Source organism: Lysobacter stagni (assembly GCF_030053425.1).
In the GTDB taxonomy this organism is placed as follows: domain Bacteria; phylum Pseudomonadota; class Gammaproteobacteria; order Xanthomonadales; family Xanthomonadaceae; genus Lysobacter_J; species Lysobacter_J stagni.
In genome coordinates, this window is the sequence record NZ_JASGBI010000001.1 from 3,314,527 (window position 1) to 3,327,804 (window position 13,278).

Consider the following 13,278-nt stretch of genomic DNA (forward strand, 5'->3'; position numbering starts at 1 on the left):
GTCTCGTGGGTGACGTCCGGCGGACGGATCCGCGTTTCGTCAGGGTGCCGCCGCAACCGCGATGGCGTGGAAATCGTCGGCAACCAGGGAGGCGCCTCCGACCAGGCCGCCATCGACGTCCGGCTGCGCAAACAGCGCGGCGGCATTGTCGGCCTTCACACTGCCTCCGTACAGGATCGGCAGCGAGCCAGCGATTCTAGCATTGCGTGCGGAGATTTCGCTACGGATGAACGCATGGACCGCCTGGGCCTGTTCCGGCGTCGCAGTCCGTCCGGTGCCGATAGCCCACACCGGCTCGTAGGCGACGATCGCGCCTTCGAACACATCCTCTCCGCCCAGCTCGAACAGGGGCTCCAACTGTTCCTGGATGCGCCACTGCGTCTGGTCGTCCTCGCGTTCGGACAGGCTCTCGCCGACGCACAGGATGGGCGTCAGGCCCGCAGCCTTGCAGGCCAGGAACTTGCGCGCGACCAGCTCGCTGGTCTCGCCCTGGTACTGGCGGCGCTCGGAATGGCCGACCAAGCCGTAAGCGGCACCCACGTCCCGCAGCATCGCCGCGGAGACATCGCCGGTGTAGGCACCCTTCTGGTTCTGGCTGACGTCCTGCGCACCGAAGGAAAACCCGCGCTCGCCGTAACGCCCGACCAGTTCGGCCAGGTACGGCATCGGGGGGAGGATCATGCGCTCCACGCCGGCCGGCACCTCGCGCGAGGCGAGCGCGTCGAGCAGCTCGAGGGCGAAACGCCGATCGCCGTGCAGCTTCCAGTTTCCGGCAACGATTCTGCGGCGCATGACCACTCCTTAGCAGCGTATTCGGGGGGATTGCCTGCGGCCGGGCCGCGAGCGGCGGCAAGTTTACTCCACGTCGGCGAGAATCCGACCCGATGGAGAACGCGCAAGGCGAAAACCCGGCTCTGCTGAAAGGCTTCGCGCCCATCGCCTCGCGCGATTCACGCGTGCTCGTGCTTGGCAGCATGCCCGGTGCGGCATCGCTGGACGCAGGCCGCTACTACGCGCATCCGCACAACCACTTCTGGCCGATCATGGGCGAACTGGTCGGCGCGTTGCCGGCCCTGCCCTACGAACGCCGGCTCGAACGCATGCAGGCTGCGGGCATCGCGCTGTGGGATGTGTTCGACCGTTGCGAACGCGTCGGCAGCCTGGATTCGGCGATTCGCGACGACACCGCGCAGGCCAACGATTTCGCGGCGCTCTTCGCGACACACCGCGGGGTGCGCACGGTGTTGTTCAACGGCGCAAAGGCGGAGACCGCGTTCCGTCGTTTCGGCCCGCCGCTGGCGGAGTCGGGCCTGGTCTTCCGGCGCCTGCCCTCCACCAGCCCCGCCAATGCCGCGACACCCGTCGCGGCCAAGCTGGCCGCCTGGCGCGACGCGCTGCAGGCGGCCGGGATCGAAACGGCTTGAGGCTTACTTCAGCTTGATCTCGCGCAGGCGCTCTTCGAGGTAGCCGTGCGCGGTGATGGCTTCCGGATAACGGCTCGGATTGTCCGCGGTGACGCACGAGGGCAGCACGTCGATCAGGAAATCCGGATTGGGATGCAGGAAGAACGGCGTGGAATAACGCGGCTGGCGCGCCTTCTCGCCCGGAGGATTGACCACGCGGTGCGTGGTCGAGGGATACACGTGGTTGGTCAGGCGCTGCAGCATGTCGCCGATGTTCACCACGATGGTGTCGGCATCGGCGGTGAACGGCACCCACTCGCCCTTGCGCGACAGCACTTCCAGGCCTTCTGCACTGGCGCCCACCAGCAGGGTGATGAGGTTGATGTCCTCATGCGCGCCGGCACGCACGTTGGGAATGTCGTCGGTGGTGATCGGCGGGTAGTGGATGGGACGCAGGATCGAGTTGCCCGAGTCGGTCTTGTCGGCGAAATAGTTCTCCGGCAGGTCGATATGCAGCGCCAGTGCGCTGAGCACGCGCGAACCCAGCTGGTCCAGCGCCTGGTACAGGCCATAGGCCTCCTGGCGGAACTCGGGCACTTCGTCGGGCCAAAGGTTCGGCGGCATCACCGCGGCGTGCTTCGAGTCGCGCGGGATCTCGCGGCCGACGTGCCAGAACTCCTTCAGGTCGTAGTGCTTGGAATCCTTGGCCGTCTCCACGCCAAACGGGGTGTAGCCGCGGGCGCCACCCTGGCCTGCGACGTGGTACTTGCGCTTGGCCTCTTCCGGCAGCGCGAAGAAACGCTTGAACACGTCATAGGACGCGTCGATCTGCTCGGTCGGGATGCCGTGCCCGCGGATGCCGGCGAAGCCCCACTCGCGATAGGCCGCACCGAGTTCGGCCACGAAGGCCTCGCGGTCGCCGGGGGCGGCCGGGTGGGTGAAGCGGCGGATGTCGAGGGTCGGAATTCGGTTCACGGGATGGGGCCTGCAGGCGGGGTTCTCTGGAAGGCGCACATGATACGCCGGGGCCCGGGGCCCGCGGCTTGTTCAGGATTGCCCACGGGGTTGCTGCCCTAGCACATGGGTGTTGCCGGATAATGTCGGCCTCAGACACATACACACCCCGTCATCCGAATGGATTTCGCTGCAATGTCCGCCCCGCCCAGGTTCCGTTCCGCCTGGCTGACGGGGTTCATCCTAGGCAACGCCCTGCTGGCCAGCCTGATCGCCTGTTCCAACATCCCGCTCTCCTCGGCGGGCGACTGGCGCTCGCTCCTGTTCCTGCTGCTGGCCCTGCCCGGTCATTTCATCTTCTTCGGCGGCCTGGTCGCCCTGCCCGCGTGGGCCGTGGGGCGACTGGTGCGTGATCCGCGCTGGATGATCGCCACCGCGGTGACGCTGCAGACCTTCTGGATCTGCCTGCTGCTGGCCGACGCCAAGGTCTTCGCGCTGTATCGCTTCCACCTCAACGCAATGGTCGCGAACATGATCTTCGGCGGCGCGCTGAACGATCAGGTCACCTTCTCGGCCGGCATGTGGGCGCTGATCGCGTTGGCGGTCGTCGCGCTCGCGGCGCTGGAATTCATTTCCGCGCGACTGTGGTGGCGCGCCCTGGACCACCGCCCGGGAATGCTGAGCGTGCGCTCTGCCTGGTGGGGTGTCGGCCTGTGGCTGGTGCTGGGCCAGGCGATGGCCGCGTACTCCGACGCGCGCGGCGATCGCGCCGTGCTCTCGCAGCTGTCCTACATCCCGTGGGCGCAACCGATCACGCTGAAGGGAACGCTGGAACGCATGGGCGTGGAGACGGTGGAGACCCCGACGCTTCCCGACGCCAGCCACAGCCACCTCGGCTATCCCCTGCACCCACTGCGCTGCGATGCGCAGCCGACGATGAACGTGCTGGTGGTGCTGGTGGAATCGCTGCGCCACGAGATGCTCGACCCTGCAGTCATGCCCAACACCTGGCGCTACGCGCAGGGCTCCGAGGTTTTCCGCAACCACTACAGCACCGGCAATGCCACGCGCTTCGGTCTGTTCGGACTGATGTACGGGCTGCCGGGCGGCTACTGGCAGGCGATGCTGGCCGAACAGCGCGGCTCGGCCATGATCGAGGCGATGCAGCAGGACGGCTATCGCATGCACATCTACGGCAGCGCGCCGCTGTACAGCCCGGAGTTCGATCGCACGGTCTTCTCGCAGGTGCGCGACCGCATCGTCAACGCGCCATCGGACCTGGACCGTGCGCAGCGTGACCGCTACGTCGTCGAGCGCATCGAGGCAGACATCCGCAACCATCCGGCCGGCGAACGGTTCTTCGGCTTCGTGTTCCTGGATTCCCCGCACGCGCCCTACCACCTGCCGGCCGGTTTCCAGTCGCCGTTCCAGCCGATGGCGAAGGACGTGAACTTCCTCAAGCTGGGCCCGGATCACGACCCCACACCGGAATTCAATCGTTACCGGGCGGCGGTGCACTACAGCGACCAGATGATCGGCCAGCTGCTGCAGACGTTGCAGGACAGTCCACTGGCCGACAACACGGTGGTACTGATCACCGGTGATCACGGCGAGGAATTCAACGACCTGCACCAGAACTACTGGGGTCACAACGGCAACTTCTCGGACTACCAGCTGCGTACGCCGTTCGTGCTGCACTGGCCGGGCCGCGCGCCGCGCACGGTCGACGCGGTCACCTCGCACGAGGACTTCGTGCCGACCGTCATGCGCCACGCGCTCAACTGCAGCAACGACACCGCCGACTACGCGACCGGCGTCGATCTGTTCGGTCTCATCCCGAACCAGCGGCCGCTGGTGGTGGAAAGCTGGTCGCAGCGCGCGATCCGCGAAGGCGAGCGCATTTACCTGTTCGACAACTTCGGCCCGTCCGACGTCGTGGACCGCCAGTACCGCCCGATCGTCGGCGCGGATGTCCCCTCACAGGTGGTGGGCCAATCGTGGGCCCAGCTGACGCGGTTCCAGAAACGCTGACCGCATCGCCGCCCTCCCGCGTTGCGCGGGAGGGCCGTGAACTTCAGACCGCTTCGCGCACCGCCTCGGCCAGGCGGTCGAGGGTGTCCTGCATCAGGCCGGCATCGTCGGCCTCGACCGTCACACGCACGACCGGCTCGGTGCCGGAAGGACGCAGGAAGGCGCGGCCGCGACCTTCGACCGCCGCCTGTGCCTGCGCCAGTGCAGCCTGCACGGACGGCGCCTCGACAGGCTTCGAGCCTGCCGCGAAACGCACATTGACGGTCTTCTGCGGGACCTTGCTGAAGCCTTCCAGCGCCTGACGCAGCGAGAGGCCGCGACGCTGCAGCACTTCCAGCACCTGCAGTGCGCTGACGATGCCATCGCCCGTGTTGGTGCGGTCCAGGCACAGCAGGTGACCCGACGCCTCACCGCCGAGCACGCCATCGTTGGCGACCAGTTGCTGGTGCACGTAACGGTCGCCGACCTTGGCTCGCACGAATCCGATGTTCCGCTCGCCGAACGCGCGCTCCAGCGCGTAGTTGGTCATCAGCGTGCCCACGACCGGACCGCGCAGGCGGCCGCTGCGCTGCCAGTCGGTGGCCAGCACGTAAAGCAGATCGTCGCCGTCGCACACCACGCCGTCACCGTCGACGAACAGCACGCGGTCGCCGTCGCCGTCGAACGCGATGCCCAGGTCGGCCTGCGTGCCACGCACGTGCGCGGCCAGCACCTCCGGGTGCGTGGAGCCGACGCCGTCGTTGATGTTGATGCCGTTGGGGTCGATGCCGATGGCGTCCACGCGCGCGCCCAGTTCGCGCAGCACCAGCGGGCCCAGCTGGTAGTTGGCACCGTTGGCGCAGTCCATCGCGATGCGCAGGCCGCCCAGGTCGAAGCCCTTGGGCACGGAGCTCTTGCAGGCTTCGATGTAGCGCCCCAGCGCATCGCGCGTACGCACGGCCTTGCCCAGCTGTTCCGACGGCACGGTGCGGAACGGCTGCTCCAGCGCGGCCTCGATGGCCAGCTCGGTCGCGTCGTCCAGCTTCTCGCCCTCGGCGGAGAAGAACTTGATGCCGTTGTCGTGGTGCGGGTTGTGCGATGCCGAGATCACGATGCCGCCGTCGGCGCGCATCGAGTGGGTCAGGTGGGCGACGGCCGGCGTCGGCATCGGGCCCATCAGCTGCACGTCCACGCCCGCGGCAACCAGCCCCGCTTCGAGCGCGGCCTCGAACATGTAGTTCGAGATGCGCGTGTCCTTGCCGATGATCACCACCGGGTTGCGCCAGCCGCGACGCGGCAGCGCATGGCCGTAGGCATTGCCAAGGCGGAGTACGAAATCGGCCGAGATCGGCCCCTCACCGACACGTCCGCGGATACCGTCCGTGCCGAAATACCTGCGGCTCAAGCACTCACCTCGTCGTCCTGCGGCTGCGGCTGCTTCATCATCAACGCGAACAGCGTGGCAAGACGGTCGCGCAGCTCGCGACGGTCGCAGATCTGGTCCAGCGCGCCGTGCTCGAGCAGGAATTCCGAGCGCTGGAAGCCTTCGGGCAGCGTTTCGCGCACGGTCTGCTCGATCACGCGCGGGCCGGCAAAACCGATCAGGGCTTCGGGCTCGGCCAGGTTGAGGTCGCCCAGCATCGCGAACGAGGCCGACACGCCACCGGTGGTGGGGTGCGTCATGACCGAGATGAAGGGCAACCCCTTCGCACGCATGCGCGCCAGCGCGGCGGACGTCTTGGCCATCTGCATCAGCGAGAACAGGCTCTCCTGCATGCGCGCACCGCCCGTGGCGGTGAAGCACACGAACGGGCAGCCCAGTTCCAGCGCGCGCTCGGCGGCGCGGGTGAAACGCTCGCCCACGACCGAGCCCATCGAACCGCCCATGTAGGCGAAGTCGAACGCGGCCGCGACCAGCGGACGCTGCTTGAGCGTGCCTTCCATCGCGATCAGCGCATCGCGTTCGCCGGTGGACTTCTGCGCGGCCTTGATGCGGTCGGCGTACTTCTTCTGGTCCCTGAACTTGAGGACGTCGGTCGGGCCCAGCTCGCCGGCGATCTCGCGCGTGCTGCCCGCGTCCATCAGCGCCGTGAGGCGCACGCGCGCGCGGATCGGCATGTGGAAGCTGCACTTCGGACAGACCTCGAGGTTCTCCTCGAGCTCGGGGCGGTACAGCACCGCACCGCACCGGTCGCACTTTTCCCACAGGCCTTCCGGCACGCCGCGCCGCTTGGCGGCGCTGGTTTCGGTGCGGATGCCCGAGGGCATGAGTTTCTTGAGCCAGGACATGCGTTCGGAATTCCCGTTCAGGCTTGACGAAAGCCGGAGTGGGGTCCGGCCGAGCGGGCCAGTTTAGCGCAGAGGGCCGCTCAGGCCTGCAGGGCGTCCAACGCCTCCCGGAGCGGCGTCAGGAACGCGCGTGCCCGTACGGAAGCGTCCGGTGCATCGGCCAACGCCGACACCAGCGCGCTGCCCACGACCACGCCATCGGCCTCTCGCGCCATCGCCGCGGCGCTGGCGGCGTCCTTGATACCGAAACCGGCCACGACAGGAACACGGCTGCCGCTGCGGATCGCGTGCAGGCGCGTCGTCGCAGCGCCGGTGTCGAGCCGGTCCGCACCGGTCACGCCAGCGAAGCTGACGTAGTACAGATAGCCCTGCGCGTCTTCGCACAAGCGTTGCATGCGCGCGTCGCTGGTGGTGGGCGATGCCAGCAGGATCAGCGCCAGGCCATGTGCGGCGAACGCGGCGCGGAACACGTCGGCTTCTTCCGGCGGCAGATCGACCAGCAGCACGCCGTCCACGCCGGCCGCGACCGCTTCACGCGCGAAGCGTTCGGCGCCGCGGATCTCGACCGGATTGAGGTAGCCCATCAGCACGACCGGCGTATCGCCATCGCGCTCGCGGAAGGTGCGCACGCTGTCGAACACGAACGACAACCCGGCGCCGCGCGACAGCGCCCGCTCGGAACTGCGCTGGATCGTGGGACCGTCGGCCATCGGATCGGAGAACGGCACCCCCAGCTCGATCACGTCCGCGCCGGCCTCGACCAGCGCGTGCATCACCGGCACCGTGGCCTCCAGCGATGGATCGCCCGCGGTCATGAAAGGAATCAGCGCCTTGCGGCGGTCGGCCTGCAGTCGTGCGAAGCGTCGGTCGATGCGGTTCATGGGTCTGCGTTGGCTGGGATCGCGTTTCCTCGCAAGGGGAAGGCCCGGAAGGCGGCGGGATGGGAGGGAGGGATGGTCCCGTCCGCGTCCCCGACCTTCCCCTTGCGAGGCAGCGAAGTGGGTGGCCTAGAACGTGATGCCTTCGCGCGCGGCGATGGTGTGCACGTCCTTGTCGCCGCGTCCGGAAAGGTTGCACAGCACCACGCCGTCGGGCGGAAGTTCGCGCGCGAGCTTGATCGCCTGCGCGATCGCATGACTGGATTCCAGCGCCGGCAGGATGCCCTCCGTGCGCGCGAGCTGATGGAACGCCGCCAGCGCCTCGGCATCGGTCACGCCGACGTACTGCGCGCGGCCGCTGTCCTTGAGGAAGGCGTGTTCCGGACCGACGCCGGGATAGTCCAGGCCCGCCGAGACCGAATGCGTCTCGATGATCTGGCCGTCGTCGTCGCACAGCACGTAGGTGCGGTTGCCGTGCAGCACGCCCGGACGACCGGCCGCCAGCGAGGCGGCGTGATGTCCCGTGGCAATGCCCTCGCCTGCCGCTTCGGCACCCACCAGGCGCACCGATGCGTCGTTTAGGAACGCGTGGAAGGTACCGATCGCGTTGCTGCCGCCGCCCACGCATGCGGTCACCGCATCGGGCAGACGGCCGTATTCGGCCAGCATCTGCGCGCGCGCCTCGCGACCGACCACGGCGTTGAAATCGCGCACCATGCGCGGGTAAGGATCGGGCCCGGCGACGGTTCCGATGATGTAGAACGTGTCGCGCACGTTCGTCACCCAGTCGCGCATCGCTTCGTTCAGAGCGTCCTTCAGCGTCGCCGAACCGCTGGTCACCGGCACCACGGTCGCGCCGAGCAGCTTCATGCGGTAGACGTTGATCTTCTGGCGCTCGATGTCGGTGGCGCCCATGTACACCACGCATTCCAGCCCAAGGCGTGCGGCGACCGTGGCGCTGGCCACGCCGTGCTGGCCCGCGCCGGTCTCGGCGATGATCCGCGTCTTGCCCATGCGGCTGGCCAGCAGCGCCTGGCCGATGGTGTTGTTGATCTTGTGCGCGCCGGTGTGATTGAGGTCCTCGCGCTTGAGCAGGATGCGCGCGCCGCCGACTTCGCGGCTCAGGCGCTCCGCGAAATAGATCGGACTGGGACGGCCGACGTAGTGCGCCAGGTCCGCGTCGAACGCGGCATTGAAGGCGGGATCGATGCGCGCGGCGTCGTAGGCCGCGGCCAGCTCCTCCAGCGGCCCAATCAGGGTCTCGGCAACGAAACGCCCGCCGTAACGGCCGAAGTGGCCGGTGGCGTCGGGGTAGGCGTGGTAGTCGGGCGTCGTCATGTCCGTGACTTTATCGGCGACACGGTCGCATTAACATGCATAAAATCGGCACTACCTGTCAGCAAATCTCACAGACATGAGCCGCGACCTCCCCCCGCTCAACGCCCTGCGCGCCTTCGAGGCCACGGCCCGGCTGGACAGCGTCAGCCGTGCCGCGGACGAGCTGCATGTCACCCACGGTGCGATCAGCCGGCACCTGAAGGCGCTGGAAGAGGCACTGGGCACGGCCCTGTTCGTGCGCGAGGGGCGCGGCCTCACGCTCACCCCCGCCGGGCGGCGTCTGCACGAAGCCGCCGACGCGGCCTTCGTTCCATTACGCCAGGCCTGGTCCGAACTGCGCCGCCGCCCCCAGCACGCGCCGCTGGTGCTGGGGTGCCCGGGTAGCGTGCTGGCGCGATGGATGATTCCGCGGCTGGACCGCCTGGCGCGCGAGCGTCCCGATCTGAAGCTCCACCTGTCCGCCAGCGAGACCACCCCGGACGCGGCGCTCACCGGTCTGGACGCGGCCCTGCTGATCGCACAGGCGCCCTGGCCCGCCGAGTGGCAGGTGCACGTGCTGGCGACCGAGCGCATCGGCCCCGTGATCAGTCCGCGTGCCGCCGATTTCGCGCGCCTGCGCGAGGCCTCTCCCCGTGCGCTGCTGGAGGTGCCCCTGCTGCACACGCAGTCGCGTCCGCAGGCGTGGGCGGACTGGGCTTCGCGCAACGGCGTCGATGCCGCCGCACTGACGCTCGGCACCGGGTTCGATCACCTCTACTACCTGCTGGAAGCCGCGCAGGCCGGGCTCGGCGTCGCCATCGCGCCGGAACCGCTGGTGGCCGAAGACCTGGCGGCCGGACGCCTGGTCGCGCCGTGGGGCTTCGTCGAAACGGAAGCGAAGTGGGTGCTGGTGGAACGAAAGCGCGCGGGCGATCCGCGCGTGCTTCGCCTGGCGCAGTGGCTCCGGGAGGCACTGGCGACGTGATCGGCGTCGTCCTGCGTCGCGACGTTCAGTCGGCAGCTGCGTCCGCGCGCCGCACTTCCTCGACGAACCGCCGCATCTTCACCGCATCTTTTTCGCCCGGCGCGGACTCGATGCCGCTGGACACGTCCACGCCCCACGGCTGCACGGCGCGGATGGCGTCGAACACGTTGTCGGGACCGATGCCACCGGCAAGCAGCAGGGGTCGATCGATGCCATGCGGAACGCGCGACCAGTCGAACGTGCGCCCGGTGCCGCCGCTGCCGCCGCGTGCATGGCTGTCGAGCAGGAACCCGGATGCATGCGGGTGGTGCGCGAAACGCGCCGCCACCGGCTCGTCATCCGTTCCGCCCATCGCCACGGCCTTGAGAAACGGCAGGCCGAAGCCACGGCAGTAGGCATCGTCCTCGTCGCCGTGGAACTGCAACAGCGTCGGGCGCACCCGCGCGACCACCTCGCGCACGAGCTCGGCCGGGCTGTCCATCATCAGCGCCACGACATCGACGAACGGCATCGCGTGCGCGCGCAACGCGGCGGCCTGCTCGATGTCCAGTCGGCGCGGACTCTTCGAGGCGAACACGAAGCCCACCGCGTCCACGCCCAGTTCGCCGGCGAGCGCCACATCCTGCGCGCGGGTCATGCCGCAGAACTTGATGCGGGTACGCAGCGGCGCGTTCACAGCGTGACCTCCTCGGGCAGGTTCCATTCCGCCGGATAGCGCGGGCCGAGGAACATCAATCCCGTCGGCGGTGCGGTCGGGCCGGCGACGGTGCGATCGCGTCCGGCCAGCAGCTCGGCGATCCAGCCTTCCGGCTTCTCGCCGCTGCCCACCATCAGCAGGCTGCCGACGATGTTGCGCACCATGTGGTGCAGGAATGCGTTGGCCTGCACTTCCACTTCGACCACGTCGCCATCGCGCGTGACACGGATGTCCTGCAGCTCGCGCCACGCGTGCGGCGACTGGCAATGCACGGTGCGGAACGCGGAGAACTCGTTCTCGCCCAGCAGCACCTGTGCGGCGCGGTGCATGGCGTCGGCGTCGAGCGGGCGGCGCTCCCAGCTCAGGTACTGGCGGCCCAGCGCGGCACGGACCGGCCGGTTGAGGATGCGATACCGATATCGCCGTGCACGTGCGGAGAAACGCGCGTGGAAGTCCGGCGGCATGGGCCGGCACCAGCGCACCGCGAGCGATGGCGGCAGGCGACTGGTCACGCCCAGCATCCAGCTGCGCGGATCGCGCGGCGCATGGCTGTCGAAATGCACGACCTGGCAGGCCGCGTGTACGCCGGCATCGGTACGGCCGGCGCAGATGGTTTCCACCGGATGCCCGGCGACGAAGGAGATGGCGCTCTCCAACGCCGCCTGCAGGGTTTCCTCGCCTTCGCGCTCGGGCTCGCCGTGCTTGCTCAGGCGCTGCCAGCCGCAGAAGCCGCTGCCGTCGTATTCCACGCCGAGCGCGAAGCGCTGCGAGCGCGGCACGTCCACGACACCCGCGTCGGCGGCGGACGGCTCTTCCGTCACGGTTACTCCAGGTCTTGCAGCATCCGCGACGCCTGCTGGCGTGCGGCCAGGTCGCCGTTGATCACCACTTCGCTGAGCAACTGGCGGGCGCTGTCATGGTCACCCAGGTCGAGGTAGGCGCGCGCGAGTTCCAGGCGCTCCTGGCCCGGCTGCATCGCCAGGCTGGGTTCGACATGGCCGCGGCGCCCGTTGCTGGCATCGACATGCCACGCCGGAGCGATCGGCGCCGCAGGTGCGGCCGGGGCCGGGCGTGCGGGCGCCGGACGGGCATTCGCGCGCGCAGGCTGCGGCGTCAACTCGAAGGCGGGCTCGGACGCTTCGCTCGCTTCCGCCACTTCGGCGGTCGCGGGTTCGCTGGGCTGCGCGTCGACGGCCGGTTCGACCTTCTCGTCGTCGATTTTCAGGAAGGCATCCATGATGGACGGCCGGGTGGCCGCAGGCTGGGTCGGTGCGCGGAACACCGGCTTGGCGGGGCGACGACGCAACCACCAGCCGCCGACCAGCGCCAGCAACAGCGCGCCACCGCCGATGATCCACGGCAACGCGGAACCACCGGTCTCGCTCGACGCCGCCTGCTTGTTGGCCTGCGCCAGGCGCTGCTGCGCGGCGGCCAGCTCGCTGTCCTTCATCGACATCAACTGCTGCTGCTTCTGCTGCAACTGTTCGAGGTCGGCGATGCGGCTCTTGAGTTCCTTCACCTCGGCCTCGCGGGCCGCGATGGTTTCCTGGTTCTGTTGCAGTTCCTGTCGAAGCATCTCGCCCTCACCACCGGCGTCGATGCCGGACTGCGTTCCCGCCTGCGTGGCGCGGCTGGCGCCAGGCGGGACGATTTCCAGACGCGCATCCGGTGCGGCCGAAGCCGTGCCGGCACTCGCGGTCGAAGCTGCGGCCGTCGCGCCACCGGCCGGAGCGCCGGAAGTGGCGGCCACCGCCCCACCCTCCAGCGCCGGCTGCGGCACCGCACGGCGCGCATCGCGCCATTGCTGGATCTGGCTGGCGACCAGGCGCCGTGCCTGTCCGGCATCCACGCTGGCCAGCTGGTCGCCGACGGGCACGTCGAGCACGGCGCCGGCCTTGAGGCGGTTGATGTTGCCGCCGATGAAGGCATCGGGATTGGCACGCAGCAGCGCGATCATGGCCTGGTCGAGGGTGAAGCCCTCGCCCTGCATGCGACCGGCGATTTCCGACAGCGTGTCGCCGCGCTTGACCGCGTACTGATCCGACAGCGCCTGTCCTGCCTGCGGCACGGGTGCGCGCGGCGGTGTGGCGACGGCGACCTGCGCCGGCGGCTCGGGCTGCGGCGTGGCCGGGATGGCGTTGTCGGCGTCGGCGCTTTCCTCACGCGCCAGCGCCTCGGCCACCGCTTCCTCGGCCGGCGTTTCCGGCGCGGGCGCTTCGGCGGCGATCGGCGTCGCGGCTTCGGGCTCGCGTTCGATCGTGTTGGGTTCGGAGACGACCGTCTCCTCGATGGCCGGCTGCAACGGCGCCGACACCGTGCGCGGGGCGTCGACCAGCGCGGCGTATTCGCGCACCAGGCGGCCCTGACCCCAGTCCACCGAGACCAGGAAGGTCAGCAGCGGCTCGCTGACGGGTTGTTCGGTGGTGACGCGGATGACCGGGTTGCCGCGGGAATCCAGCGCGGAGGTGAACTGCAACTGCGCCACCACGCCCATCGGCGGCTGCAGGCCCACGCGGGCGAAGACCAGCGGCGAGGCGAGCTCGGCCTGCAGGTTCTCCAGCTCCGCAGGGTCGCTGGAAACGATGGGGATCTCGGCCAGGAAAGGCTGGCCCAGGCGCGATTTGACCTCGATCTGGCCCAGGCCCAGCGCCGAGGCGGCGCCACTGGCCAACGCCATCGCCAACGCCAGCGCGGTGCGCGCGTAGCGTCTGGCGGAGCTTTGTCTGACAAGCTGTTGTTTCACTT

The 13,278-nt window shown here is 69.0% G+C and carries 12 protein-coding genes; 3 read left to right on the plus strand and 9 right to left on the minus strand.

Features of this window, described 5'->3' with window-relative positions; all coding sequences use genetic code 11:
• Positions 1-39: 39 nt before the first annotated feature.
• Complete coding sequence (gene tpiA / locus QLQ15_RS15425; RefSeq protein ID WP_283213640.1) at positions 40-792, minus strand: triose-phosphate isomerase; 753 nt, start codon at positions 790-792, stop codon at positions 40-42.
• A 92-nt stretch (positions 793-884) separates the two neighbouring features.
• Between tpiA and QLQ15_RS15430 the strand changes: the two genes are divergently transcribed.
• A complete protein-coding gene (locus tag QLQ15_RS15430) occupies positions 885-1,424 on the plus strand; it encodes a DNA-deoxyinosine glycosylase (RefSeq protein ID WP_283213641.1) in 540 nt (179 codons plus the stop codon).
• Between the two features lie 3 nt (positions 1,425-1,427).
• Here QLQ15_RS15430 and QLQ15_RS15435 read toward each other — a convergent pair whose 3' ends face one another.
• Positions 1,428-2,378 carry an isopenicillin N synthase family dioxygenase gene (locus QLQ15_RS15435; RefSeq protein WP_283213642.1) on the minus strand — a complete coding sequence of 317 codons (951 nt, stop codon included), beginning with the start codon at positions 2,376-2,378 and terminating at the stop codon, positions 1,428-1,430.
• Positions 2,379-2,552: 174 nt separating this feature from the next.
• Between QLQ15_RS15435 and QLQ15_RS15440 the strand changes: the two genes are divergently transcribed.
• On the plus strand, positions 2,553-4,388 hold the full coding sequence (locus QLQ15_RS15440) for a DUF3413 domain-containing protein (RefSeq protein WP_283213643.1): 1,836 nt from the start codon (positions 2,553-2,555) through the stop codon (positions 4,386-4,388).
• 43 nt (positions 4,389-4,431) lie between these two features.
• On the opposite strand, the gene glmM is transcribed toward QLQ15_RS15440, so the two are convergent.
• The 4 genes from glmM to trpB all read right to left on the minus strand — a co-directional run bounded on the left by glmM (position 4,432) and on the right by trpB (position 8,872).
• On the minus strand, positions 4,432-5,772 hold the full coding sequence (gene glmM, locus QLQ15_RS15445; RefSeq protein ID WP_283213644.1) for a phosphoglucosamine mutase: 1,341 nt from the start codon (positions 5,770-5,772) through the stop codon (positions 4,432-4,434).
• The gene (accD, locus tag QLQ15_RS15450; protein ID WP_283213645.1) at positions 5,769-6,656 is read right to left on the minus strand and encodes an acetyl-CoA carboxylase, carboxyltransferase subunit beta; all 888 of its coding nucleotides are present in this window, start codon (positions 6,654-6,656) and stop codon (positions 5,769-5,771) included. Before accD ends, glmM begins: the two co-directional genes overlap by 4 nt.
• Before the next feature lie 80 nt (positions 6,657-6,736).
• Complete coding sequence (trpA, locus tag QLQ15_RS15455; protein WP_283213646.1) at positions 6,737-7,537, minus strand: tryptophan synthase subunit alpha; 801 nt, start codon at positions 7,535-7,537, stop codon at positions 6,737-6,739.
• Between the two features lie 126 nt (positions 7,538-7,663).
• Positions 7,664-8,872 (minus strand): tryptophan synthase subunit beta, encoded by a 1,209-nt coding sequence (trpB, locus tag QLQ15_RS15460; protein WP_283213647.1) that lies wholly within the window; start codon positions 8,870-8,872, stop codon positions 7,664-7,666.
• 76 nt (positions 8,873-8,948) lie between these two features.
• Between trpB and QLQ15_RS15465 the strand changes: the two genes are divergently transcribed.
• Complete coding sequence (locus QLQ15_RS15465) at positions 8,949-9,836, plus strand: LysR family transcriptional regulator (RefSeq protein WP_283213648.1); 888 nt, start codon at positions 8,949-8,951, stop codon at positions 9,834-9,836.
• 25 nt (positions 9,837-9,861) lie between these two features.
• On the opposite strand, the gene QLQ15_RS15470 is transcribed toward QLQ15_RS15465, so the two are convergent.
• From QLQ15_RS15470 to QLQ15_RS15480, 3 genes are read right to left on the minus strand one after another with little or no spacing between them, the layout of a single operon-like run.
• Positions 9,862-10,512, minus strand: coding sequence for a phosphoribosylanthranilate isomerase (locus QLQ15_RS15470; protein WP_283213649.1), 651 nt, complete (start codon positions 10,510-10,512; stop codon positions 9,862-9,864).
• On the minus strand, positions 10,509-11,312 hold the full coding sequence (gene truA / locus QLQ15_RS15475) for a tRNA pseudouridine(38-40) synthase TruA (protein WP_283214039.1): 804 nt from the start codon (positions 11,310-11,312) through the stop codon (positions 10,509-10,511). Before truA ends, QLQ15_RS15470 begins: the two co-directional genes overlap by 4 nt.
• A 44-nt stretch (positions 11,313-11,356) precedes the next feature.
• Positions 11,357-13,276, minus strand: coding sequence for a type IV pilus assembly protein FimV (locus QLQ15_RS15480; RefSeq protein ID WP_283213650.1), 1,920 nt, complete (start codon positions 13,274-13,276; stop codon positions 11,357-11,359).
• Between the last annotated feature and the right edge of the window lie 2 nt (positions 13,277-13,278).

Coding starts and splice junctions, on each gene's coding strand:
- QLQ15_RS15440 (WP_283213643.1), top strand. CDS start 2,553: ATGTCCGCCCCGCCCAGGTTCCGTTCCGCCTGGCTGACGGGGTTCATC.
- accD (WP_283213645.1), bottom strand. CDS start 6,656: ATGTCCTGGCTCAAGAAACTCATGCCCTCGGGCATCCGCACCGAAACC.
- trpB (WP_283213647.1), bottom strand. CDS start 8,872: ATGACGACGCCCGACTACCACGCCTACCCCGACGCCACCGGCCACTTC.
- tpiA (WP_283213640.1), bottom strand. CDS start 792: ATGCGCCGCAGAATCGTTGCCGGAAACTGGAAGCTGCACGGCGATCGG.
- QLQ15_RS15465 (WP_283213648.1), top strand. CDS start 8,949: ATGAGCCGCGACCTCCCCCCGCTCAACGCCCTGCGCGCCTTCGAGGCC.
- QLQ15_RS15430 (WP_283213641.1), top strand. CDS start 885: ATGGAGAACGCGCAAGGCGAAAACCCGGCTCTGCTGAAAGGCTTCGCG.
- trpA (WP_283213646.1), bottom strand. CDS start 7,537: ATGAACCGCATCGACCGACGCTTCGCACGACTGCAGGCCGACCGCCGC.